Origin of the sequence: Stenotrophomonas sp. MMGLT7 (genome assembly GCF_021168555.1) — a bacterium.
GTDB lineage: Bacteria > Pseudomonadota > Gammaproteobacteria > Xanthomonadales > Xanthomonadaceae > MMGLT7.
On sequence record NZ_JAJOZS010000010.1, the window covers coordinates 106,992 to 128,529 of the forward strand.

Consider the following 21,538-nt stretch of genomic DNA (forward strand, 5'->3'; position numbering starts at 1 on the left):
GTGGTCGAAGCGCCAGACCGGCCCGGCCTTGGCCAGAAGGCGGTTACGAAGTCCGAGTCCCAGCCGCTCTCGCGGTACTGGGTGGTGATCGGCCGCACCTGACAAACGTCGAAGTGGAGGGGGGCCTGCGGATACTGCGCAAAGATCCGCAATGGAGTTCACTTACTACCCGTACCGTGCCTATATGCCTTCAGCTCTCATTATTTCCAGTTATCGAATGAAGTCGTGTTACTCAGATATCTTTGCACGCATCACGCAATGATTGCTGAGGAGGTATCTGATACTGAAAAATCTTGGGATCGAAATAGAGTTTGAACTGTTTCGTGAGCGTGTCTTGGCTTTTAGAAGCAGGGCAGTTTAGAGTTGCGATCAATTCTGGCCAGTTGGCATATGGAGGCTCGGGAGCGACTAGAGTAGTAAAGGATCCTTCTAGTAATCGGATGTAGGTCCCATCAGCGCATTGAGCGAGGACCAGCTTGTCAACAACGTCAATGCCGCCATAGCTGCTACCGAGATAGCTGATGATGGCATCCTTACGCCCATCATGGTTGAAATCTGGCGTGTCATCTAGATAGGTCTGGCCGATATTGGCATTGTAGGGGCAGCCTTCCTCTGCGTCCGGCGGGCATGCACTGACCTGCTTCCCGTCAACAATCCGAAGTTCGATATGATCATCGATGGGCGTGGCGATGCAACGCGCCTGTAGGCTGTCTTCCCCTGGAGATGTAGCTGCGCAGGATGTGGCGGTGCACAGGCCAAAGGTAAGGATGGCAACACGCGAATACAAAAACATAGTTCAGATTCCAGTTGTATCTAAGTTGAAGGAGCCACGCCCTGCTGGTCGATGTCGCCGCGCTGGAACTCCACCAGCACCTCGGCACCGATGCGCGGCAGGAAGTGGCTGCCCCAGTTGGGACCGGCCACCGCCTCGGCCACCGGCACCCAGGTGCCGCTGCCGGCATCGCCCGGGGCGTGCTCGTGGGCGGCGCCTTCGGCCCCCAGCCCGCCCGGGTTGGAGGCGCTGCCGCGCTGCCAGGCGAACTGGATGCGCACCTGGTGGTCGCGGTTGGGCGTGAGGGCGGCATCGGGCAGGCCGACCACGCGCGCGCTCTGCAGGCCGTGCACGCTCGGACGGTCCTGCGGCAGCGGCCGCAGCGGAGTACCCGCCGGCACCGCGACGAAGCGGTTGCGGTAGCTGCCGCGCTCCAGTTCCGGAGCTGCGAGCAGTTCGGCAATGCCGGCCTCGAGGTTGTTGCTGGCGTGGTGCTCGACGGCGAGCACGGTGAAGCGCTGGCCGCCGTACTGCGGATGCTGGCTCAGGCCGAAGCGGGTACCGCTGGCGAGGGCGCGCACGCTTCCGGTGGCGCTCGGCGCAGCCGGCCTAACGCAGGCGCAGGGTCAGCAACTGAGCCGGCAGCGACGCCGGGTCCAGCCCGGCCGAGGGCAGGAACATGTCGATGTCGAAACGGAAGCGGACGCATATTTCTATTGATGTTAATAACTTCGTTGAAGTTCCGAGGGCACGATATATTTCCCGACCGTAGAATCAAACTTCAATGTGTAGCGTTTCTCCTCGGAGGTGCCATTGGTTTCATTCTTCTCAACAATAATCAGTCCTGCATTTGCATCCGGCGTTCCCGAGTCGAGAAATTTTCTGAATATGCGCTCGCAACCATGCTCGTAACCCTTGCAATCGGGATCGGATGTGTTGTCAAGCTGGTCGATGAACTCCGCAACTGCGGGCAATTCCTCGTCTCGCTTTGCGTAGAGGGTAGTCGCGCCGGAAATGAGGCCCTGATTGATCTCGCTCTGAGACACCGCAAAACCCAATCGCTCGCCACCCAGAGATACTAATGACACATTCGCAGATCGGATCAGGATGCCAGTGTTTGAGGCCACGACATTGTTAGCGTCGGCGGTCAGAATATACAGATCAACCTGCTTTTCGGGTGCAAAATCGTCCGCACTGCACAATGCTAGGTAATGATATTTGTCCGGTGTTTTTGCTTGGCGATATGCGCAGATCGTGTAGCGCATGTCATTCTGTACGTAGGCTCCATCGGTTGGATTTTGTTCGGAGTAGTTCGTCTGGACAAACTCGATGACATCGGGCGACGGTCGCGCTTCGTCAACGGAAGACACAGATGGCGACTCCGTCGATGCTGACGCAGCATCGGTAGGCGCGGACCCTTGTTCCTGAATTTTAACTTCGCCGGTATTCGCCTTGCAGGCTACTAGCAGCAGCACGAATATGCCGGTCGCAACGAGCTTCTTCATAGGTTTCATTTTTTGATTGGATCAGTAATGACAGTTAGCTCGCGTACAGTCGGTGCCTTGGATGGATCGCACATGAACTTGGTGAGGATGATGCGATTGTTTTCGAAGGTATTCAGCCAGACCCGATGACCTTCGACATAGGTTCCACCAGCGTCCTTGGCGTACTTCTCGGCCGACGAGTTACCCACCTGGGTTACCAGCAGCGTCTTCGCACGATCTTCGCCAATGGTCTTCTGAATAAAGCCTTTGGCATCAGCCAAGCCTAGGTGATGACATAGATAAACGATTTTTGCGCGCTCACCATCATTGAGTTTGGATAGATCGTAGCCGGCGTCCTTCAAGCCCTTCAGGTTGATCGTGCCGTAGTCGACGGCTGCATCAATCGCGCACTCGGCATCAAAGCGCATGTCTAGCAGAGCCTGTACGTTGGCATCGCTCGCCGTCGCGCGTCCGGTGATATATGGCCTACTCGACAGAACTCGCACCAGCGGCCGTCCTTTCGTCGCTGTGACTAGCTTGCCATCAGCCAGCTTAAAGGCAGGCACTTGTTTCTCATTGCCCTTCTTATCCTTGACGGTCGAAGTGGTCAGCCAGCCCTTTTCCTTGACCTTGTCGTTGAGGCGGGTGCCACTAGTCAGAGCGTTGTCGATCCAGCTTCCATCAAGGAACTGCGTCATGCCACGCGCGCTTGAGGCCGGCGAGGCGGACTTGGTGTTCCATTCCCCGTAGTTTTTTGTGATCTTCTTGGTCTTCGGTTTGCCGGTCTTGCTGTCGATGACCGGTTTTTTGTCCTTACCCAGTATGGGCTGGTATGTGACTTCAGTGATCGTCGCCGCCTCGGCGTTCATGATCGCGGCGATTGCTTGGGGCATGAAGCCGCTGCGCTTACCTGCTGCGATGATGATGTCTCGATATTTGAAATTGAGGTCGAGTCGCAGGTTTTCAGGATTCGGACACTCCAAGGTCACCTGCGTCACCGGATGGCCCGCCGGGCTACGAGCCTGCGTCACCTTGCCAAGCTGTTGTTGAGCTTGGGCAGTTGTTGCTGTATCGGGCGATGTAGGAGCAGTAGCCGACGGTTTGATTTTGACCGGCGGTGGCCGTCCCTCGTGCGGGCGTTGGTCGGAGTTCAGACGTAACTTGGGAGTGGTCAGCAGCACGTGCTGCCAGCCGGGTGCAGCATTGAACTTAGCGACTTCCTTGGTGCCGCCCGTTACCTTCTCCACCTCCACTTTTACTTCGGGCAATGCGGAGGATGTCTTGATCTCAGGTATCTGGCCATCCTTATCGGTGAGATATGAGAGCGCCTGACCGCCAGTCGCGATAATGACTTTTAGCCCTTCAATCGGCTTGCTCAATACGTCGAAAAACTGGAGCAGAACATTGCTGGCGCCATCGGCACTTTCTTTCGACCTACCATGCGGCTCATTCGATAAAGCCTGATCAGATTTCCCAGTTGGAACATTGGCTCCGGATGAGGGCACGCTCACGTTCGTATTTTGTGGTGCAACAGAATTTCTTGCGGGTAAGCGAAGTCGTTGCCCGACACGGATGACATCGGGATTATTGATGCCGTTTAATTCGGCCAAGGTCTTTGCTTGAGTGTCGTGAGTGCGTGCAATCTTCGTAAGCGAGTCGCCACGCTTGACAATATAGATGCTCTCGCTCATTCGTCTTCATCCTCGATGGCTTCCCAATCCATCCAATCGTGCAAATCCAATTGCTGAGGAGTATGTTCGCCTGTCCAAAGCATTGACCATCCCCCGCTGCCGATAAGCACGTCATATGTCTTTGCAAGCTTGTCTTCGCGTAGGCGCCCGGTACGTCCATCTCCAGCGGTTTGCATGATGATTGCCGGGTTTGATCCCTTCTTCGATTCGACAGCAACAACATCGACGTCTTGCGTAGGGGTCGCGGTCACGGCCGAGAGGGTTTGCCAGCGAAGGCTGTAAGGCATTCTTTGGGACAGCGAGTACGGCAATTCCTCGAGTTCAGCACCATCGGCTTCAGCACCCAGGAACGGCTGCTGGCTCGCCTTGACCGTGAACTCCCCCGGGCAGGCGAAGGTGATGTCCTCGCCCTCCAGCGTGATCGCGCTCTGACCGGCCTGCAGCACGATCTTCTGCTGCGCCAGCACCTCGACCCGGTCGTCCGTGGCGGTGACCGTCACGTCCTGGTCGGCCAGAAGTTCCAGTTCGCCGGCATGCGCCTGCAGGCTTACCGGGCCGGCGGCGGCGATCGCCTTGATCGGGCCAGGCCTGGGCGAAACAGGCCGGCGTGCTTGCCGGCCACCGCCGTCTGCCCTACCGCTAAGTGGGCGTCGTCCTGCACGGTTTAGTGCAGCGCGCCGCCGGCGTACGACGGAACCAGCCAGCAGACTGGCGCAGTCGCACGCCTACTTGGAGTTGTACTGCATCCCGCAGCGATACTTATACCCGTCAATGGATAATGTGAAAAAGGGACGCTCATCGAAATCCGCCTTGTCGGCATCGGCATCTGGCAGTTGGCCATAACGGTCGAACTCAAGACGCATCCCATTGGCCAGCAAGACTGAAGCGTGGCGGGCCTGCTCGTCCGTATCGAAAGACGGATGCCCAATGGAGGAAAACCAACGCTGCGGAGATGCCTTGGGCTGAGTCCGGAGCACTTCGACCCGAAGCCTGTCCGCTGTTCCATGCGGTACTGTGCCGGGAGCATTTCCTCCTGAAGCGACTCCGGATACCGAAACGTCAATGGTGCCGCGAACCTTGTCAGTGCAGGAAAATATCTCGTTCCAAGTGAAGCGCCTCTCGAAGCTGGACCCGGCATCCTCGGCAGCCGTGCGTTTCAACGAGGCTGTGTCAAGGTCTTTGGCTGCCGTCAAAGACGAAGACAAGGCATCGGATCTATCAGCGAATCCAAACACTACAGAAATGCCGACAAGCAAGACAGGAATCATAGCATTGACCTTCATGACTTAACCCATATTCCAATAACCTTTCTTTTGCGACCAATCATAGTAGTTGGTTCGCTCTTTCTCATTACCCGGCTGTTCGGACTGCGGTAATCACTTGCAAAGGAGCCGTCGTCCATTCGGATCTCGATATGCCCCCAACGAGATCCATCGGTCACGTCGTAGACAATAACGCTACCGACCGGTGCGTCGTATGGGCTATTGATTTCATGGTCAGGCATGTCGAGTAGATTCCGAAAACCCTCCGCCTCAAGTTCTGCACCGGCCTCCTTTGCTGGAGCCCCTTGAAGATAACGACCAGTCATGCCAGAAGCCTGTAGAGCCACTTTTACGTAGAGATAACAACGCCCCAAAGATTTGTTCTCCGCCTTAGGGACGCTTGATATTGGTGTATTGCTCCGTGCCTTGGTCACGGCGGCCGGTCCGTTGGGCTTCTTCTGAGGATCTCCCCACTTCACATTCATCGCCAGGATTTCGAGCATACGCTTGACCTTATCCCCTTCCTGCACTTGCTCAGGAGAGACAGGAGAAGCAATAGTTACAGGATGACCATTGCGCGTGCGATCGCTCTTTGTGCTGGCGCTAGGCGCCAAGTCGCTGTTACCAGAATTACTCTCAACCTTGTTGGGGCTGGACTGGGCCGAAGTCCCAATAGTCGATTGTGCCGGCTGTTCGGACGAAGAGGTTGCCGCGGATGCGTCCGCAGCACTATTGCCACCCTGTTGTTGCGGCCCAGTTGTTTTGGGCAGCGTGTTCGTGCCACTGAAAGAGCGCACGACTAGTGTCTGACCCGGTTTGATCAGATCCGTATGCGCCAATGACGGATTCAATTCTCTCAGATCCTTCACGGTCGTGCCATGCCGTTTGGCTATCGCCCACAGAGAATCACCACGCCTTACCACATGAGCACCTGATTTACGCGCTTGCTCTGTACGATTGTTGTGAGTACCTGGAGATCCGGCATGAGATTTCGTCTTACCAGCGATCTTGATCTTGGGACTTTTCAGAACAATATTGTGTTCAGAACTTCCAAGCCGGCCATTCCAGATCTGCTTTAATCCCCCCTGAACACGCTCGATCCAAAATTCAACAATTCCTGAAAAAGAAATTTCCGGTATTGGCTTTTCAATATTTCCGTCGACAGTGGTTGAACCATTCTGCAAAACACTTCCATTATTACGAATCTCGTATCCCACCCCCGAAATAGGGCTGCCGGCACGATCCTGAAGTGCTACATTGAGCGTTCCGGAACAACAACCAAGACTGTATCCCCCGAAAAGCCGGATGTATTCGGATGCAGCTGTACCAAAGCCATCTACCGGATCTTCCTTCCCTTCTGAGAAAAGAAACTTAGCAACGCCAGCAGGATTTTTCTTGGTGCCAGTCCCGACCAGATGCATGCCTGCCAAGATACCGGACTCGGTAATATAAATTCCATTTATTGTTTTCCCAAAATACTGATCGAGCCCCATTTTCTTTGCACGCTTGCACAATAATTTGAACCACTGGTCGCCAGCCATATCCTGAACATCGGGCGAAGAACGAAAATCCTCCAAACTGAAGATACCATTTTTCCCAGCCCATTGTCCTTTCCAATTGTTTCTATAATCAGAACCGTCAGAGAGATAATAGCCAAGGTCAATCAGCGCTGCCTCGCCGAACTGATATTTACCTACATATCCAGCTTTGTTGATGATACGTGCATCGCCGTTACTCTCGCGCTGGGCGACAGCTGTAAGAAACTCGCGCATTCCGCTCACGTGGCCTCCTTGCTTGATCGCATAATTACTTGCAGTCGAGCTTGCGATTGGAATCGTTAGGATCAATGGGACTGATCCGCTCAAGGAGGTTCTTAAGATCTTCATCCATTGGCCCCACCCAACTAATCCCGCAGCGATCCTGCAGTCTACCGCCCATGGAATGGGCCTTGGGATCGTAATACAGGACAATATTTGTTGTTGAGCAGGAATGCGCTTGACAAGCGGTATATACAAATATACTCCGAGTAGAGTTTCCCCAGTATCGCCCCTCTTTCTGCGGCCCGCTCAGCAACCTTTTCTCAAGAACATCGGGAGTTAACGAAACTCCTTTCATAATTCCCTTCCACGCAGAATAAAACTCCGCATCGAACTGAACCATGCCAGTAATGATTGAGGGATCCCGCGATAGCAGATTAAATGCCTCGGTCGTATAGCGCATCAACGATGGTGGCGGTGTTACCGGCTTCCAGCCCGAAATGGATGACTCCATCGGAACAGTCTGCGCACGACTGCAACCGGACACACAGGTCAGCATAACTGCAGTGAGGAGCAGGGCCAGCCTATACATCGGCGTCTCCTGCAAGCACATCATCTTCATTTATATCCTCAAACATTTGCCATTCACCATCACCTACGAGAATCTCTACGTCCTGCTCTTTATCGCTAAAGAGACGTGGGCTTAAGCCATTATTGTCCAGAAAGCCCTGATAGATCTCGCCGTTGACGAACTTTGCCATGTATGGAGCATTAATTAAGGCGTCATCGGTCAGCACAACATCTTCAACGTCAAAGCGTTCGCTGTATTGTTCTAATCTTATTGGCGGGGGAAATGCCGGAAGCGAGGGATGGGTATTCTCCCCCCCCAGGAACGGCTGCTGACTCGCCTTGACCGTGAACTCCCCCGGGCAGGCGAAGGTGATGTCCCCACCCTCCAGCGTGATCGCGCTCTGACCGGCCTGCAGCACGATCTTCTGCTGCGCCAGCACCTCGACCCGGTCGTCCGTGGCGGTGACCATCACGTCCTGGTCGGCCAGAAGTTCCAGTTCGCCGGCATGCGCCTGCAGGCTTACCGGGCCGGCGGCGGCGATCGCCTTGATCGGGCCGGCCTGGGCGAACAGGCTGGCGTGCTGGCCGGCCACCGCCGATAGGGTCTGGCCCGCGGCCAGGTGGGCGTCGTCCTGCACCGTCCAGTGCAGCGCGCCGCCGGCGTAGGCCACGCCGCTGTTGGCGCTGGCCAGGGCGATCCGGTCCGGGCTCTCGGCCAGCAGCCGCGGCTGCGCCAGCGCTTCCACCGGGGCGTCGCCCCGTTCGCGGCCAGCGCCCGGCTTTAACGCGCTCTGGCCGTTGACGCTGCCGCCGTACTTGCCATCGGCTTCCGGGTCGATCGATTCGCGCAGCGCGGTGAGGTTCTCGCCGGTCTGCAGCGTCGGCACCTGCTGCTGGACCAGGGTGTCGGCCAGCGCCTGCACGGTGCGTTCGGCGCCCTTGAGCTGGGCCACCGCCTCGCTGGCGTCCTGCGTGGTGGAGACCGCGCCTTGCCGGGCCGTGGTGGACAGCAGCAGGCCCTGGGCGGCGTGTACCTGGCCCCAGCCCTGGGTCGCCAGTTCGAAGCCCTGCCCGCGCAGCGCGCCGCGGCGGGTGTCGGCGTGCTCGACCAGGTAGCCCAGTTCCAGCCGGCTGTCGGCCAGCGAGGTGTGCAGGCGCGTGCGCAGCTGGCCGGGGGTGTCGTCGATCACCCACTGCTGGCTGCCGCCGCCGTCGTGGGCCGTGGTGTGCAGGCCGCTCAGGGTGCCTGGCTGATCGGTCTCCACGCCGCCGCCGAACGGCGGGGCGACCTCGCCGTTGTACAGCTGGCCGGTGATGCGCGGCTGGTCGATGTCGCCGTGCTGGAACTCCACCAGCACCTCGGCACCGATGCGCGGCAGGAAGTGGCTGCCCCAGTTGGGACCGGCCACCGCCTCGGCCACCGGCACCCAGGTGCCGCTGCCGGCATCGCCCGGGGCGTGCTCGTGGGCGGCGCCTTCGGCCCCCAGCCCGCCCGGGTTGGAGGCGCTGCCGCGCTGCCAGGCGAACTGGATGCGCACCTGGTGGTCGCGGTTGGGCGTGAGGGCGGCATCGGGCAGGCCGACCACGCGCGCGCTCTGCAGGCCGTGCACGCTCGGACGGTCCTGCGGCAGCGGCCGCAGCGCAGTACCCGCCGGCACCGCGACGAAGCGGTTGCGGTAGCTTCCGCGCTCCAGTTCCGGAGCTGCGAGCAGTTCGGCAATGCCGGCCTCGAGGTTGTTGCTGGCCGCATGCGACAGCGTTAGCGGCACGAACGCCAGCCCCTCGTGCTGGGCATGCTGGCGCAGGCTGTAGCGCGTGCCCGCCGCCAGGGCACGGGCGCTGCCGGCACCGGCATGGACGCTGCGGGCCAGCCGCAGCGCCTCCAGCCGGGCCTGTGCGGCGGTCTGTGCCTGTTGCGAGCGCGGCAGCATGCCGGCGCGCGGCTGCACGTAGACTTCCAGCGGCGGCAGCCCGCTGTCCTCGGCCTGGTGCTGGCCGGCGATGCTGGCCAGTTGCTCGCTGTGCCAGCTGGCCACCAGCGCGGCGTTGGGCACGACCTGGCGCTGCTCGCCGAAGGCAGTGATCGCATCCTCGGCCTCGGCGTAGTCGGCGCGATGGAAGCGCACCGCACCGCCCTCGGCCAGTTCGGCCTGCGGATCGAACACTACCAGGGTGTGGGCCGCTTCGCCCTCCTGCGCATGCTCGTAGCGCCAAGCCAGCCCGGCATTGGCCAGCAGCCGGGTGACGAAGTCGGCATCGCTCTCGCGGTACTGCGTGGTGATCGCCGGCACCGGCAGTGCCGACTGCACGTCGAAGCGGTACGCCGCCTGCGGGTAGTCGGCGAAGATCTTCTCGCAGATGCCGCGCACGTCCAGGTCCTGGAAGATGACGGCGTTGCGGCGCAGTGCCATCAGCGCGGTCCACGGCTCCAGCGTCAACCGGTAGCGGGCCAGGCCGCCGTCGCCGCCCAGTCCGTCCACCGCGGTGCACAGGCCGTGCCAGCGCCGCAGCCGGCCGTCGGCCTGGCGCAGTTGCAGTGTCAGGGGTTGTTCGAGCAGGTCCTCCACCGGCAGCAGGACCGAGGTGGACAGGCAGTCGATCTCGAAGCGGAACGGCGCGCAGACGCTCTCCCGCCCCTCGAAGCGCTCCACCACCAGGCCCGGCAGCGGGCTGTCCAGCTGGATCAGGCGCGATTGCTGCGACGGTGCGGCCAGCGGCGCCAAGATTGCGGCTATGTCCATATGTCTTCCTCCATGGTCATGTTCCTTGCGGACATGCCGTGGCATTTATACCAGAGCGAGGGCACGGCCGGCATCGGCCCCGCTCGCCGGAGCGGGCCGGTGCGTGACGGCCGTTGCATGTCGCGGCGGCCTCGCCCATGCCTTCCCCGGCCGGCCATGGGCATGCATCGGATCCGGCAGCAGCCCTCGCACATCTCCATACCCTTCCCGCACAGGCTCGCCCGGCCGCCCGGAATCAGCGGCCGGGATCGGCCGCCTGGCGAGCCTTGCCGGAATCGCGTTCGATGACATCCACCTTCGGTTCCTTCCACGGTCCGGTGACATGGTAGGTCTTGGCGCCGATCTCGCCCAGCGGCCGCGACAGCACCGCGTTGGCCGCCGCCCCCACCGCCGCGCCGACCGGGCCGCCGGCCACGGCACCGACCACCGTCAGTAGGTTGCCGGACTTGGGATTGACCTCCACGGTCTGGTCGTACTGCTGCGTGCGCAGGTCGGCCTGCCCGCGGATGGTGATGTCGGCCGCCGGCCCTTCGATGGCGAAGCGATCCGTGCGCGCCAGGCCGTCGCCGAACTGCAGCGTGCCATCGATGCGGTTGAAGGCCAGGCCCTTGGAGAAGAAGTCGCGGAAGTCGAACATCAGCCGCCGCGGCAGCTGGGCGATGCTGAGCAGGCCGAGCACGCGGCCGGCGCCGGGCTCGACCTCCAGCAGCTGGCCGTTGCGCAGGTCGCCGTGCAGTTGCCCCTGCAGGTTGCCCAGGGCGAAGGCGGTGGGACCGCCGGGCCAGCGCGCGTCCAGCTCGATCTGGCCCTGCCCGCCGCGCAGCTGGCCGCCGTAGTCGAGGTTGCGTGCCAGCTCGCCGATGTCCTGGCTGTCGATCCGGCTGACCAGGCGCGTGTGCGCGCCGTCGCCGCGGCCGCGCCATTCGCCGGTGATGTCGATCGCCTGCTTCGGCGCGCGCAGCTTGAGTTGGTCCAGCTGCAGGCCGTCTGCCACCGGGCGGCTGCGCAGCGACGCGCTGCCCAGCGTGATGTTGCCGAAGCGCAGGTCGTCGATGTCCAGCGCCAGCGCCGGAATCTGCGCCGGATCGGCCTGCTCGGCGGCGCGCCGGGTCTGCTCCGGCAGCGACTGCACCAGCACCGAGCCGGTGATCACCACATCCTCCGCCGCCGGCAGCGGCGGCGGCGCCACCGACTGCCAGTGCACCCGCTGCAGCTGGCCGGTGATGACACCCTCGTCGGCCTCGGGCACGTTCAGCGTGCCGGCCAGCGAGGGCCCGCTCATCGTCGCCAGGATCGAGCCCGACTGCGGCCGCAACTGCAGGCGGGTATCGTCGAACACGCCGCCGATCAGCAGCAGCCGGTCCACCTGCACGTCGACCTTGCGCAGCGATATGGCATTGCCGGCCTGATCGTCCGGCGCCTCGCCCTTGCCGGACGAGCGCGCCAGGCCGATCCAGTCCAGTGCGTCCAGCGATTCGGTATGGCCGTTGATCTCCAGGCCGCTGGCCGGCGGCTCGACCGCCACGTGATCGGCCCCCATCACCACGCGCACGCCGGTCTGCCCGCCCTGGTTTCGCGCAGCCAGCGCCATGCGCCGGCCGAACGCCACGTCGACCCGGCCGCTGTCGAGCGGCAGCATGACGTTGACCGTGGTCGCCAGCCGGTCGGCGGCGGGCTTGTCCAGCGGCGCGGGAAGATGCAGCGCCGTCCCCGCCAGGTCCGAACGCAGGGTCAGCCGTGTCGGCGCCGCCTGCGCACCGGGGGCGGATGCAGTGGGCAGCGTCACCGCCACGGTCCACGGCGAACTGCCCTCCACATAGGGCTTGAGCCAGGCAAGTTCCGGCGCGCGATCGAGCAGTTCGTCCGCGTCCATCGTCGCCCCCAGCTCGGCCTCGAACGCCTGCGCGCGGTCGTGCACGTCGCTGCCGGCCCGCAGCGCCAGGGTGCCGACGCGCCCGTTGTGCACCACCGCCAGCGCCGGCGCATCGAAGCCTGCGTCCGAGTACTTCGCGGTGCCGCGCACCTGTTCGAAAGCCAGGTCCCAGCGCTTGTCGGCCAGCCGCGCGCCCTGCAGTTCGACCTGGCCCCCCAAGCGATGCTCGGGACTGTCCGGCCTGCCCAGCGGCAGCAGCATGTCGAAGGTGGCGGACGCCGGACCGGCAGCGCTGAGGTTGTCCAGGGTGTCGGCATAGCTGCGCCGCAGCGGGCTCTGCCGCAGCATCTCCAGCAGGCGCGCGGCATCGCTGCGCGAATCGGCGCGCACATGCAGGCGCGAGGCGGCGAAATCGTCGATGCCGGCCTCGAAGCGGTCCACCGCGACGCCCCCCAGTTCGCCACGGCCGGCGATGCTGAAGCCGTTGCCGATGAACGCCACGTCGGCATCCACCTGCTGCATCGCCGGCCAGTCGGGCTGGAACTTGATGTCGCCGCGGACGATATGGCCACGGGCTTCGAAGCGGCCGTTGTGCTCGTCGAACGGCCAGTCGTCCAGGTCGCCGCTGACCAGGCCCATGCCGCCGGTGAGCGTGCCCCCCACCAGCGCCGCGTCCAGCCAATCGGTGGTGGCCTTGCTCATCTTGGAGTGGATCCAGAATTTCCTGGCGGTGGTCACCGCGGTGTCGTCCAGCTTCGCCGCCAGATTCATCCACGGCCGGGTGCCGTCGCCCTGGAACCACAGGCTGCCGCGCACGTCGGCGGCATAGTCGGCGGCCTGCACCCGCAGCGCCGGGGTCCCGAGCTGCCAGCCCTCGCCCTCGCGCCAGCCGACGATGCGGCCGGCCAGTTGCACCTCGTGCACCACGCCGAAGCCGGTCGGCCAGTCGAAACGCACCCTGGATGCCACGTCGGGATCGAACTCGATCGCCTGCGCATCGCCATGGAAGCGGCCGCGCACGCCGTCCAGTCCCGGCGAGTCGCCCACCGCGGCGAAGCCGGCCTGGTCGAGCGTGCCCTGCATCCACAGCGGGCCGCCGGCGCTACCCGACAGTTGCACATCGCGCAGGCGCAACTGCGGTCGCGCGGCGAGCAGCCATTGCCGCAGGCCGGGCGAAAGCCGGTCGCCGAGGGCAGCGACGGCGAGGGCCTGCGAGACGTCCAGGCGTTCGCCGGCCAGCGCGAGGCGCCTGCCCCCCGCTACCAGCAACCCGTCCATGCGCTGCTGCGCCGCCGCTTCGCCCACGCGCAGCAGCGGGGCATCCAGCCGCCAGCCGTCCTCGTCGGCCTGCCAGCGCGCGCGAGCCTGCAGCCGCGGCAATGCCAGCATCGGCACCGGCGATGTCCGGTCGAGCGGCGTGCCCGACAACCGCAACTGGCGCAGGTCGGCATCGACAGTGGCCGAGGTGACGCGGCGGTCGTGCAGGCGTGCCCACAGCTGCAGGCGTCCGCTGCCATCCAACGCCTGGACGCCGGCGAAGCGCAGCAGCGACGACCATGCGCCGAAGTCGGCCGGCTCGCCCCCCAGGTAGACGCTGCCGTCGCCCTTGTCGCGATCGAGGTCCGCCACCGCGGTGAGCGGAGCCCGCTGCGTATCGATCCAGCCGCGCGCGCCGGCACGGATCCGGTCGCCATCAACGCGCAGCCGCAGCTCGACCCTCGGCAGCGTCACCTGCCAGCCCAGCGTGGGCGCCTGCAGTTCCAGCCGGCCATCCACCACCTGCAGTTCGCCCAGCCGGCGCAGCGTCTCCAGCGGATCGCTGCTGGACGACGCCGGCAGTCCTCGCACCGACCAGCGGCCATCCTCGGCGCGCAGCAGGGTCAACGACGTCCCGCGCAGCCTCAGCTCGGTGAACGAACTGCCCGGCAGCAGCCCGGCGTACAGCGATACCAGCACCTCGGCCTGCCCGATCTGCACGCCCTCGCCCGGACCGACGCGCAACCCGTCCAGGCGCAGCAGCGGGCCGCGACGGGTCCAGGCGGTATCCAGCGCGTCGAAGCGCACCGGCTGGCCGGCGCGCTGGCTCAGCCAGGCGGCGATGTGCTCGGGATGGCGCTGCGCCAGCGGCAGCAGCTGGCTGAGCGTGCCGACCAGCAGGGCGACCAGCACCAGCACCCCCGCCAGCGAGTAGATCGCGAGGCGACGCAGGCGCAGCAGGCGGTAGCGGGTCCGCAGCGACATCAATGCGACGGCAGGCCCGGCACGGCAGGCGGCACGGCGCCAGCAACGCCCCTGCCTTCGAGGCGCCTGCTCACAGCAGCACCACGTCGAACTGCTCCTGCAGGTACTGCTCGTCGGCCTGGAAGCGGATGGTCTTGCCGAGGAACTCCTCCAGCTCCGCCACCGCCGCCGACTCGTCCTCGGTGATGCGCGCCACCACCTTGGGCGAGGCGATCACCAGCAGCCTGGCGGCCTCGAACTGGCGCACCGCACGGGTGATCTCGCGGAAGATGTCGTAGGTGACCGTCTCGGCGGTCTTGATGCTGCCGCGGCCGCCGCACTCCGGGCACGGCTCGGACAGCTGCCGCTCCAGGCTTTCGACGGTGCGCTTGCGGGTCATCTCCACCAGCCCCAGCGGCGAGAACTCGTACACCGTGGTCTTGGCGTGGTCGCGCGACAGCGCCTTCTCCAGCGTACGCAGCACCTGGCGGCGGTGCTCAGGGTCGGACATGTCGATGAAGTCGATGATGATGATCCCGCCCAGGTTGCGCAGCCGCAGCTGCCGCGCAACCGCCTGCGCCGCCTCCAGGTTGGTGCGGTAGACCGTCTCCTCCAGGTTGCGCTGGCCGACGAACGAGCCGGTGTTGACGTCGATGGTGGTCATCGCCTCGGTCTGGTCGATCACCAGGTAGCCGCCGGACTTGAGCGGCACCTGCTTCTCCAGCGCGCGGGCGATCTCGTCCTCGACCCCGTACAGGTCGAAGATCGGGCGGTCGCCGGTGTACAGCTCCACCTTCTCGGCCAGCACCGGCATGTACTTGGCGACGAACGCCTGCAGCTGGTCGAAGGTCTCGTGCGAATCCACCTTCACCTTGTCCACGTCCTTGCGGATCAGGTCGCGCACCGCGCGCAGCGGCAGGATCAGGTCCTCGTAGATCACGCTGCACGGCGCCGCCTCGCGGCCGCGGCGCTCGACCACGTTCCACACCCGCGACAGGTAGGCGATGTCGTCGGCGATCGCCTCGGCCGGCTGGCCCTCGGCATTGGTGCGGATGATGTAGCCGTAGCCGCCGTGGCTGGCCGCGAGCTCGGTGACGATGCCCTTCAGCCGCGCGCGCTCGGACTCGTCCTCGATCCGCGCCGACACCCCGATCACCTTGGACTGCGGCAGCAGCACCAGGTAGCGCGAGGGGATGGAGATCTGCGTGGTCAGCCGCGCGCCCTTGCTGCCGATGGGATCCTTGACCACCTGCACCACCACGTCCTGGCCGTCGCGCAGCAGCTCGACGATCGGCACCGAGGCCGGCACCGGCAGCGGCGGCGCATCCACGGCGTCCTCGCTGACCACCGGCGCGGGCCGCACCACGTCGTTGGCATGCAGGAACGCGGCGCGCTCCAGGCCCACCTCGACGAAGGCCGCCTGCATGCCCGGCATCACCCGCTGCACCCTGCCCTTGTAGATGTTGCCGACCACGCCGCGACGCCAGCCGCGCTCGATGTGCAGCTCCTGCAGCATGCCGTTCTCGATGACCGCCACCCGCGTCTCGCGCGGGGTGACGTTGACCAGGATCTCTTCCGACATCGCTATTTCTCCACGACCGTCCCGACCATTGCATCCACCGGCGCTGCGACCCCGGCCTCCCGTCCAGGGGCCACCAGGCCGGCCTGGTCCAGCAACTGCGCCGTCTGGTACAGCGGCAGGCCCATCACGCCCGAGTAGCTGCCCTCGAGCCGGCTGACGAAGCACTCGGCCTGGCCCTGGATCGCGTACGCCCCGGCCTTGCCCATCGGCTCGCCGCCGGCGACGTAGGCCGCGATCTGCGCCTCGCTCAGCGGCGCGAAGGTCACCTGCGAATCCACCAGCACGGAAAACTCGCCACGCGCGCCCACCAGCGTCACCGCCGTCAGCACCTGGTGCCGGCGGCCCGCCAGGGCGCGCAGCATGGCCGCGGCGTCGGCCGCGTCGGCCGGCTTGCCGAACACGCGGTCGCCCAGCACCACTTCGGTGTCCGACCCCAGCACCCAGGCGTCCTCGCCGCCGGCGGCCAGCGCCAGCCCGGCCAGCGCCTTCTCGCGCGCAACCCGCTGCACGTAGCCGGCCGGGGATTCCCCGGCGGCACGCACCTCGGGCACCTCCAGGTCCAGCGTGCCGAACGGCACGTCGAGGCGCGAAAGCAGGTCCTTGCGGCGGGGGGAGCGGGAAGCCAGATAGAGCATCGGGGAAGCATAACCCGCGGCACCTGACTGGACGATCGGCCGCCACCGCCTGACGGCCGCCGCCACCCTGGGGTGCCGGGCTCACAGCGTATTCATCGTCGCGGCAACACTCTGCTCCCAATCACAAGGAGGAACGACATGCGAGTCCCGACCAAGACCCTGCTGCTGGCCCTGTCGCTGGCCCTAGGAATCACCATGACCGCCCACGCCCAGAACGCCTCGGCCGGCTACGCCCTGCCCGCCGACAGCACCCTGCTCAACGTCTCCGCCCAGGCCGAGGCCAGCCGCGTGCCCGACGTGGCCAGCCTCTCGGCCGGCGTCGTCACCCAGGCCGCCGACGGCAACACCGCCATGCGCCAGAACGCCGAGCAGATGAGCCGGGTGATGGCGGCGATCAAGGCCGCCGGCATCGCCGACAAGGACGTGCAGACCAGCGGCGTCAACCTCAACCCGCAGTACAAGTACGGCGACGGCGAGGCACCGCAGATCACCGGCTACCAGGCCAGCAACACGGTGCGGCTGAAGGTCCGCGACATCACCCGCCTGGGCAAGGTACTCGACGCGCTGGCCGCGCAGGGCGCCAACCAGATCAACGGTCCCTCCTTCGAGATCGACCAGCCCGAGCCGCTCTACGACCAGGCGCGGCTGGACGCGCTGAAGAAGGCCCAGGCCCGCGCCGAGACCTACGCCAAGTCGCTGGGCCTGCGCGTGCGCCGCATCGTCAACATTTCCGAAGGCGGCGGCAGCGGCGTGCGCCCGGTGATGATGGCCATGTCGCGCGCCAAGGCGGAGATGGACACCCCGGTGGCGCCGGGCGAGTCGACCGTGTCGGTGAACCTGGACGTCACGTTCGAACTGGGGAAGTAGGTCCGTCGAGCTGGCTGGACTGGGGCATTGTGCCGGTACGGCCCCATCGCGGCTGAAGCCGCTCCTACGGCATTCAAGAACCTTCTGGGTTACAGCCCCCTTCGTTAAGGAGGCGCGTCGACAGGCGCCGGGATAGGAAGCCCGAGCCCCATCCGTATCACCGGGACTCAGGCGCGGTGATACGGATGATTGGCCAGCATCGCCGCGGCGCGGTAGAGCTGCTCGGCCACGACCAGGCGCACCAGCATGTGCGGCAGCGTCAGCGGGCCGAGCGACCAGCTCTCGTCGGCCGCCTTCAGCACTTCGGCGGCGTGGCCTTCGGGGCCGCCGATCAGGAAGGCCAGGTCGCGTCCCTGGCTGCGCCAGTGTTCCAGCCGCTGCGCGAGTTGCTCGGAGCTCAGCTGCCGGCCGGGCACGTCCAGCGCCACCACGTACGGGTTCTTCGGCAGTGCCGCCAGCACGCGGCGGCCCTCGTCGTCGATCGCGCGCTGCGGATCGCGGCCCTTGCCGCGAAGTCCCGGTTCGATCTCGACCAGTTCCAGCGGCAGCCAGTGCGAGAGCCGCTTCTGGTACTCGGCAAAGCCCTGCGCGACCCACGCAGGCGCGCGCTCGCCGGTGGCGATCAGCCGGGCCTTCATGCCGGGCGCTCCTGTCGGCAGTGCATCGCCAGTCTCGTGTTGGCGCTCAAGACGACATCCCCGGATGGGAATCGGCCTGGCGCAGCAACTGCGCCTGACGCCTGATCCAGGGCTTGAGCGCATCCGGCTGCGACAGTTCGCGCAGTTCCCGCCGCTGCCATGCGATATCGTCGGCCAGTTGCCGCGTCATCTCCTTGAGCAGGCCCGGCAGGCGTGCCGGCTTCAGTTCCCCGCCGGGCAGCAATTGGTACTGGTCCTCGAACGAGGCGACGACGTTGGCCAGTTCCTCCTCGACCTGCTTGAGCTGGGCGGCGAGCGAATGGTTGTACTGCCTGATCCGCTCCTCGCTCATCGCCTCCAGTTCGCCGGCCTGCAGCTGGCCGATCTCCAGTTGCAGTTCCAGCAGCGCCAGCAGGTCCTTGGCGGCATAGGCGCGGTTGAGCCGCTGCATCAGGCCGGTCTTGCGCTCGCGTTGTTGCGGATCCTGCTCGCGGTCCGGATGCAGCATGCCGGCGAGCTTGCGGAACAGTTCGCGCAGCGAAGCCTCGGCGGCCAGCTGCAGCTTGTCGCCGGCGCGAGGCCCGGCCGCGCGTCCACGGCGCCGCGACTGCGCAGCTGCGGCCGCGGCTTCGCGCTCGGCCTGCTCGCGTTCGACCTGCTCGCTCAGGCGTTCGAAGAAATCATCGGGGGTGCGGATGCCGGCCAGCTGCTCGGCGTCCAGGCCGAAGCTCTCGGCCGCCGCGGCCTTGAGCATGTCCTCGGCTTCGGCTTGTTCCTCGTCGAAGCCCCGTTCGCTGTGGCGGTCGTAGACCGGCTTGAGTTCGTCCATGCCCGCCTCGATCAGCGGCGCGGCCAGTTCGCAGACGATCTCCGAGGCCAGCGCCCTGTCGCGCCTGCCCAGCTTCTGCACGAGGCAGGCCTGGTCCAGGGCCAGCACCAGTTCGGCCTGCTGCCGGCGGTAGCGCTCCAGCAGCGGCACCATGGCCCGCTGGTAATCGCCGGCGAAGGCCGACAGCGCCTCGTCCCAGCAGGCCAGCTCCCGGCGGCAGTTCTCCAGCCGCCGGACCAGGGCGTTGAAACGCTTCCTGGCGGGCGACGGCCGTCCCTGCGCCGACGCCTGCTCGGTCATCCGCAGCGCCTGGCGCGGGCGTTCGTCGCTGCTCATGGCTACCTCGTCGGCGCGGGCGCGCCCGGTCTCAGTCCTCTTCTTCGGCCGGCGGCTGGTCGCCCACCGTCCACAGCCGCTCCAGCGCATAGAACTCGCGCACGCGCGGCAGCATCACGTGGACGATCACGTCGCCCAGGTCCACCAGCACCCACTCGGCCTCGCGCTCGCCTTCCACGCCCAGCGGCATCACGCCCAGCTGCTTGGAGAACTTGACCACCTCGTCGGCGATCGACTTGACGTGGCGGGTCGAGGTACCCGAGGCGATGACCATGTAGTCGGCGACGCTGGACTTGCCGCGCACGTCGATCTCGACGACGTCCTTGGCCTTGAGCTCGTCGACTGCCGAACGCACGTTGGCCAGCAAGGCCGGCAGTTCGGGCGGAGGGGAAGGAAGACGGGTCTTGATGACTTGGGCTTGGCTGGTCAAAGGCTGTGGCTCTGGAAATTTGCAGGGAATTATAAGGAATACCTGTCGCGGCCGTATTCATGCCGCGGCGTGGCACCCGTACAGGCGATGCCGCGCGATATAGCCGGCCACCGCCTGCGGCAGCAGCGAACGCCAGTCGCCGCCGCTGGCGATCAGCTGCCGTACATCGGTCGCCGACTCCTCGCGCAACGGCTGCCGCAGCCGCCACACCCTGCCGGCCGGCAAGGCGAAAAGTTCGTCGGCCGAAGCCGCGCCGGCGGCGGCGAGCACTTGCGCCAGCGGCGGCGGCAAGCCGGCGTCGAGCGAACTGCCGGCACGCTCGGCCACGACGAAATGGGCCAGCGCGAACAGCTCGCGCCACCGGTGCCAGCCGCACAGGCCGGCAAAGCTGTCGGCCCCCACCAGCCAGGCGATCGGCTGCCGCGGACCGAGGGCGGCGCGCAGCTCGCACAACGTGTCGTAGGTATAGGAAGGTTCGCCCGGATGGCGGCGTGCGCGCAGCAGTTCGCGGTCGTCGATCTGCAGGCCCGGCTGCCCGGCGATGCCCAGCGCCAGCATCCGCAGCCGCTGGCCGGCATCGGCGCCCGGCGGCGGGCGATGCGGCGGGTCGGCCGCGGGCATCAGCTGGACCGGCACCTGCAGTTCGTCGCGCGCCGCGCAGGCGATGGCCAGGTGGCCGTTGTGGAACGGGTCGAAGGTGCCGCCGTAGTAGAGATGGAGCCGGGATTGGGGATTGGGGATTGGGGGTTGGGAAGCAGCACCCGGCTCCGGGCTCTTGCGAATCCCGAATCCCCAATCCCCAATCCCGGCCTTCACGCCAACAACCCGACCGCCCGGGGCTCGGCCACCGCCAGCAGCAGCCGCTCCAGCGCCACCCAGGCATCGCCCGGGGCGCGGCCCTTGGCGATGCGGTCGATACGCGAGGCCTCGGCGACGAAGCGCTCCCAGCGCCGCGGCTCGGCATGGCGCTGCAGCGCGCGCTTGAACGGAGCCTGGCGCGATTCCCAGATGCCCTGCCCCTTCATTTCCGCGCCCAGGTTGCCGCCGCGCGCCTGCACCCGTGCCAGCGCGGCGGTGCGCAGCAGTTCCTTGATCAGGATCGGCAGCAGCGCCGCCACCGCCTCGCCCTCGGCGCGCAGGCCGGCGAGCATGCGCAGGGCCGGCGCCGCCTGGCCGGAGAGCATCGACTCGGCCAGCCGGAACACGTCGTAGCGGGCGGCGTCGGCCACCAGCGATTCCATCGCCTCCACGTCCAGATCGCGGCCCTCGGCCAGCAGCGCGAGCTTGTCGATCTCCTGCGCGGCCGCCAGCAGGTTGCCTTCCACGCGCTCGGCCAGGCGCTGCACGGCGGCCGGCTCGGCGCGCAGGCCCCGGCTGCGCAGGCGCCGCCCGATCCAGTCCGGCAGCTCGTGCGGCTTGATCGCCCAGGCGACCGAGATCACGCCCAGGCGGCCCACCGCATCGGCCCACTTGCCCTGATGTGCCTTGCTCCACTCGCCGGCGGTGATCAGCAGCACCACGTCCGCCGGTGGCTGGGCGCAGAAACCGGAGATGACCTCGGCGCCCTCCTTGCCCGGCTTGCCGGTGGGCATGCGCAGTTCCACCAGCCGCCGCGCACTGAACAGGCTGGGCGCATTGAAGGTGGAATCGAGCTGGTTCCAGTCGAAGTCGCGGCCGTCGGCATCGAATACCTCGCGCTCGCCGATGCCTTCGGCGCGGGCGCGGGCGCGCACCGCATCGGCCGCCTCCAGTACCCGCAGCGTCTCCGGCCCGGCGATCAGGTAGGCCGGCTGCAACGGCTGCTCGGCGGCCTGGGTGGCGAGCTGCTCGGGACGGAGTTCCATGCTGCGC

General features: G+C 65.4%; 16 protein-coding genes and 2 pseudogenes. 1 reads left to right on the top strand and 17 read right to left on the bottom strand.

Annotated elements, in window-relative coordinates:
- Positions 1 to 232: 232 nt before the first annotated feature.
- The 12 genes and pseudogenes from LRX76_RS13340 to LRX76_RS13395 form a co-directional block, all read right to left on the bottom strand.
- Entirely contained in the window at positions 233 to 793 is a 561-nt protein-coding gene (locus LRX76_RS13340; RefSeq protein ID WP_231806004.1) for a hypothetical protein, read from the bottom strand.
- Positions 794 to 837: 44 nt separating this feature from the next.
- A pseudogene (locus LRX76_RS13345) lies at positions 838 to 1,281 on the bottom strand (phage baseplate assembly protein V); the annotation flags it as partial.
- A gap of 213 nt (positions 1,282 to 1,494) precedes the next feature.
- On the bottom strand, positions 1,495 to 2,286 hold the full coding sequence (locus LRX76_RS13350) for a hypothetical protein (RefSeq protein ID WP_231806006.1): 792 nt from the start codon (positions 2,284 to 2,286) through the stop codon (positions 1,495 to 1,497).
- Positions 2,283 to 3,947: a LysM peptidoglycan-binding domain-containing protein gene (locus LRX76_RS13355; RefSeq protein WP_231806008.1), complete on the bottom strand. Its 1,665-nt coding sequence runs from the start codon at positions 3,945 to 3,947 to the stop codon at positions 2,283 to 2,285. The genes LRX76_RS13350 and LRX76_RS13355 overlap by 4 nt, the downstream gene beginning before the upstream one ends.
- Positions 3,944 to 4,638: pseudogene (locus LRX76_RS13360) on the bottom strand (DUF2345 domain-containing protein); the annotation flags it as partial. The pseudogene LRX76_RS13360 and the gene LRX76_RS13355, both read right to left, overlap by 4 nt.
- Before the next feature lie 34 nt (positions 4,639 to 4,672).
- Positions 4,673 to 5,230 carry a hypothetical protein gene (locus LRX76_RS13365; RefSeq protein WP_231806010.1) on the bottom strand — a complete coding sequence of 186 codons (558 nt, stop codon included), beginning with the start codon at positions 5,228 to 5,230 and terminating at the stop codon, positions 4,673 to 4,675.
- Complete coding sequence (locus tag LRX76_RS13370) at positions 5,227 to 6,981, bottom strand: LysM peptidoglycan-binding domain-containing protein (RefSeq protein WP_231806050.1); 1,755 nt, start codon at positions 6,979 to 6,981, stop codon at positions 5,227 to 5,229. The genes LRX76_RS13365 and LRX76_RS13370 overlap by 4 nt, the downstream gene beginning before the upstream one ends.
- 34 nt (positions 6,982 to 7,015) lie before the next feature.
- A complete protein-coding gene (locus LRX76_RS13375; protein WP_231806012.1) occupies positions 7,016 to 7,558 on the bottom strand; it encodes a hypothetical protein in 543 nt (180 codons plus the stop codon).
- Positions 7,551 to 10,277, bottom strand: a complete 2,727-nt coding sequence (tssI, locus tag LRX76_RS13380; RefSeq protein ID WP_231806014.1) for a type VI secretion system tip protein TssI/VgrG — start codon at positions 10,275 to 10,277, stop codon at positions 7,551 to 7,553. The genes LRX76_RS13375 and tssI overlap by 8 nt, the downstream gene beginning before the upstream one ends.
- 235 nt (positions 10,278 to 10,512) lie before the next feature.
- Positions 10,513 to 14,391 carry a YhdP family protein gene (locus LRX76_RS13385; RefSeq protein ID WP_231806016.1) on the bottom strand — a complete coding sequence of 1,293 codons (3,879 nt, stop codon included), beginning with the start codon at positions 14,389 to 14,391 and terminating at the stop codon, positions 10,513 to 10,515.
- Positions 14,392 to 14,461: 70 nt separating this feature from the next.
- The gene (rng, locus tag LRX76_RS13390) at positions 14,462 to 15,952 is read right to left on the bottom strand and encodes a ribonuclease G (protein ID WP_231806018.1); all 1,491 of its coding nucleotides are present in this window, start codon (positions 15,950 to 15,952) and stop codon (positions 14,462 to 14,464) included.
- 2 nt (positions 15,953 to 15,954) lie between these two features.
- Positions 15,955 to 16,587, bottom strand: coding sequence for a Maf family nucleotide pyrophosphatase (locus LRX76_RS13395; protein WP_231806020.1), 633 nt, complete (start codon positions 16,585 to 16,587; stop codon positions 15,955 to 15,957).
- Between the two features lie 138 nt (positions 16,588 to 16,725).
- On the opposite strand from LRX76_RS13395, the gene LRX76_RS13400 reads away from it, so the two are divergent.
- On the top strand, positions 16,726 to 17,454 hold the full coding sequence (locus LRX76_RS13400; RefSeq protein ID WP_231806022.1) for an SIMPL domain-containing protein: 729 nt from the start codon (positions 16,726 to 16,728) through the stop codon (positions 17,452 to 17,454).
- Positions 17,455 to 17,621: 167 nt separating this feature from the next.
- On the opposite strand, the gene rlmH is transcribed toward LRX76_RS13400, so the two are convergent.
- From rlmH to holA, 5 genes are all read right to left on the bottom strand, one after another.
- Positions 17,622 to 18,092: a 23S rRNA (pseudouridine(1915)-N(3))-methyltransferase RlmH gene (rlmH, locus tag LRX76_RS13405; RefSeq protein ID WP_231806024.1), complete on the bottom strand. Its 471-nt coding sequence runs from the start codon at positions 18,090 to 18,092 to the stop codon at positions 17,622 to 17,624.
- Between the two features lie 46 nt (positions 18,093 to 18,138).
- Positions 18,139 to 19,257 carry a J domain-containing protein gene (locus LRX76_RS13410; protein ID WP_231806026.1) on the bottom strand — a complete coding sequence of 373 codons (1,119 nt, stop codon included), beginning with the start codon at positions 19,255 to 19,257 and terminating at the stop codon, positions 18,139 to 18,141.
- Positions 19,258 to 19,288: 31 nt separating this feature from the next.
- Positions 19,289 to 19,687 carry a ribosome silencing factor gene (rsfS, locus tag LRX76_RS13415; protein ID WP_231806028.1) on the bottom strand — a complete coding sequence of 133 codons (399 nt, stop codon included), beginning with the start codon at positions 19,685 to 19,687 and terminating at the stop codon, positions 19,289 to 19,291.
- Positions 19,688 to 19,744: 57 nt separating this feature from the next.
- Complete coding sequence (gene nadD, locus LRX76_RS13420) at positions 19,745 to 20,428, bottom strand: nicotinate-nucleotide adenylyltransferase (protein WP_331716782.1); 684 nt, start codon at positions 20,426 to 20,428, stop codon at positions 19,745 to 19,747.
- Positions 20,429 to 20,499: 71 nt separating this feature from the next.
- The gene (gene holA, locus LRX76_RS13425; protein ID WP_231806030.1) at positions 20,500 to 21,531 is read right to left on the bottom strand and encodes a DNA polymerase III subunit delta; all 1,032 of its coding nucleotides are present in this window, start codon (positions 21,529 to 21,531) and stop codon (positions 20,500 to 20,502) included.
- Positions 21,532 to 21,538: the final 7 nt, after the last annotated feature.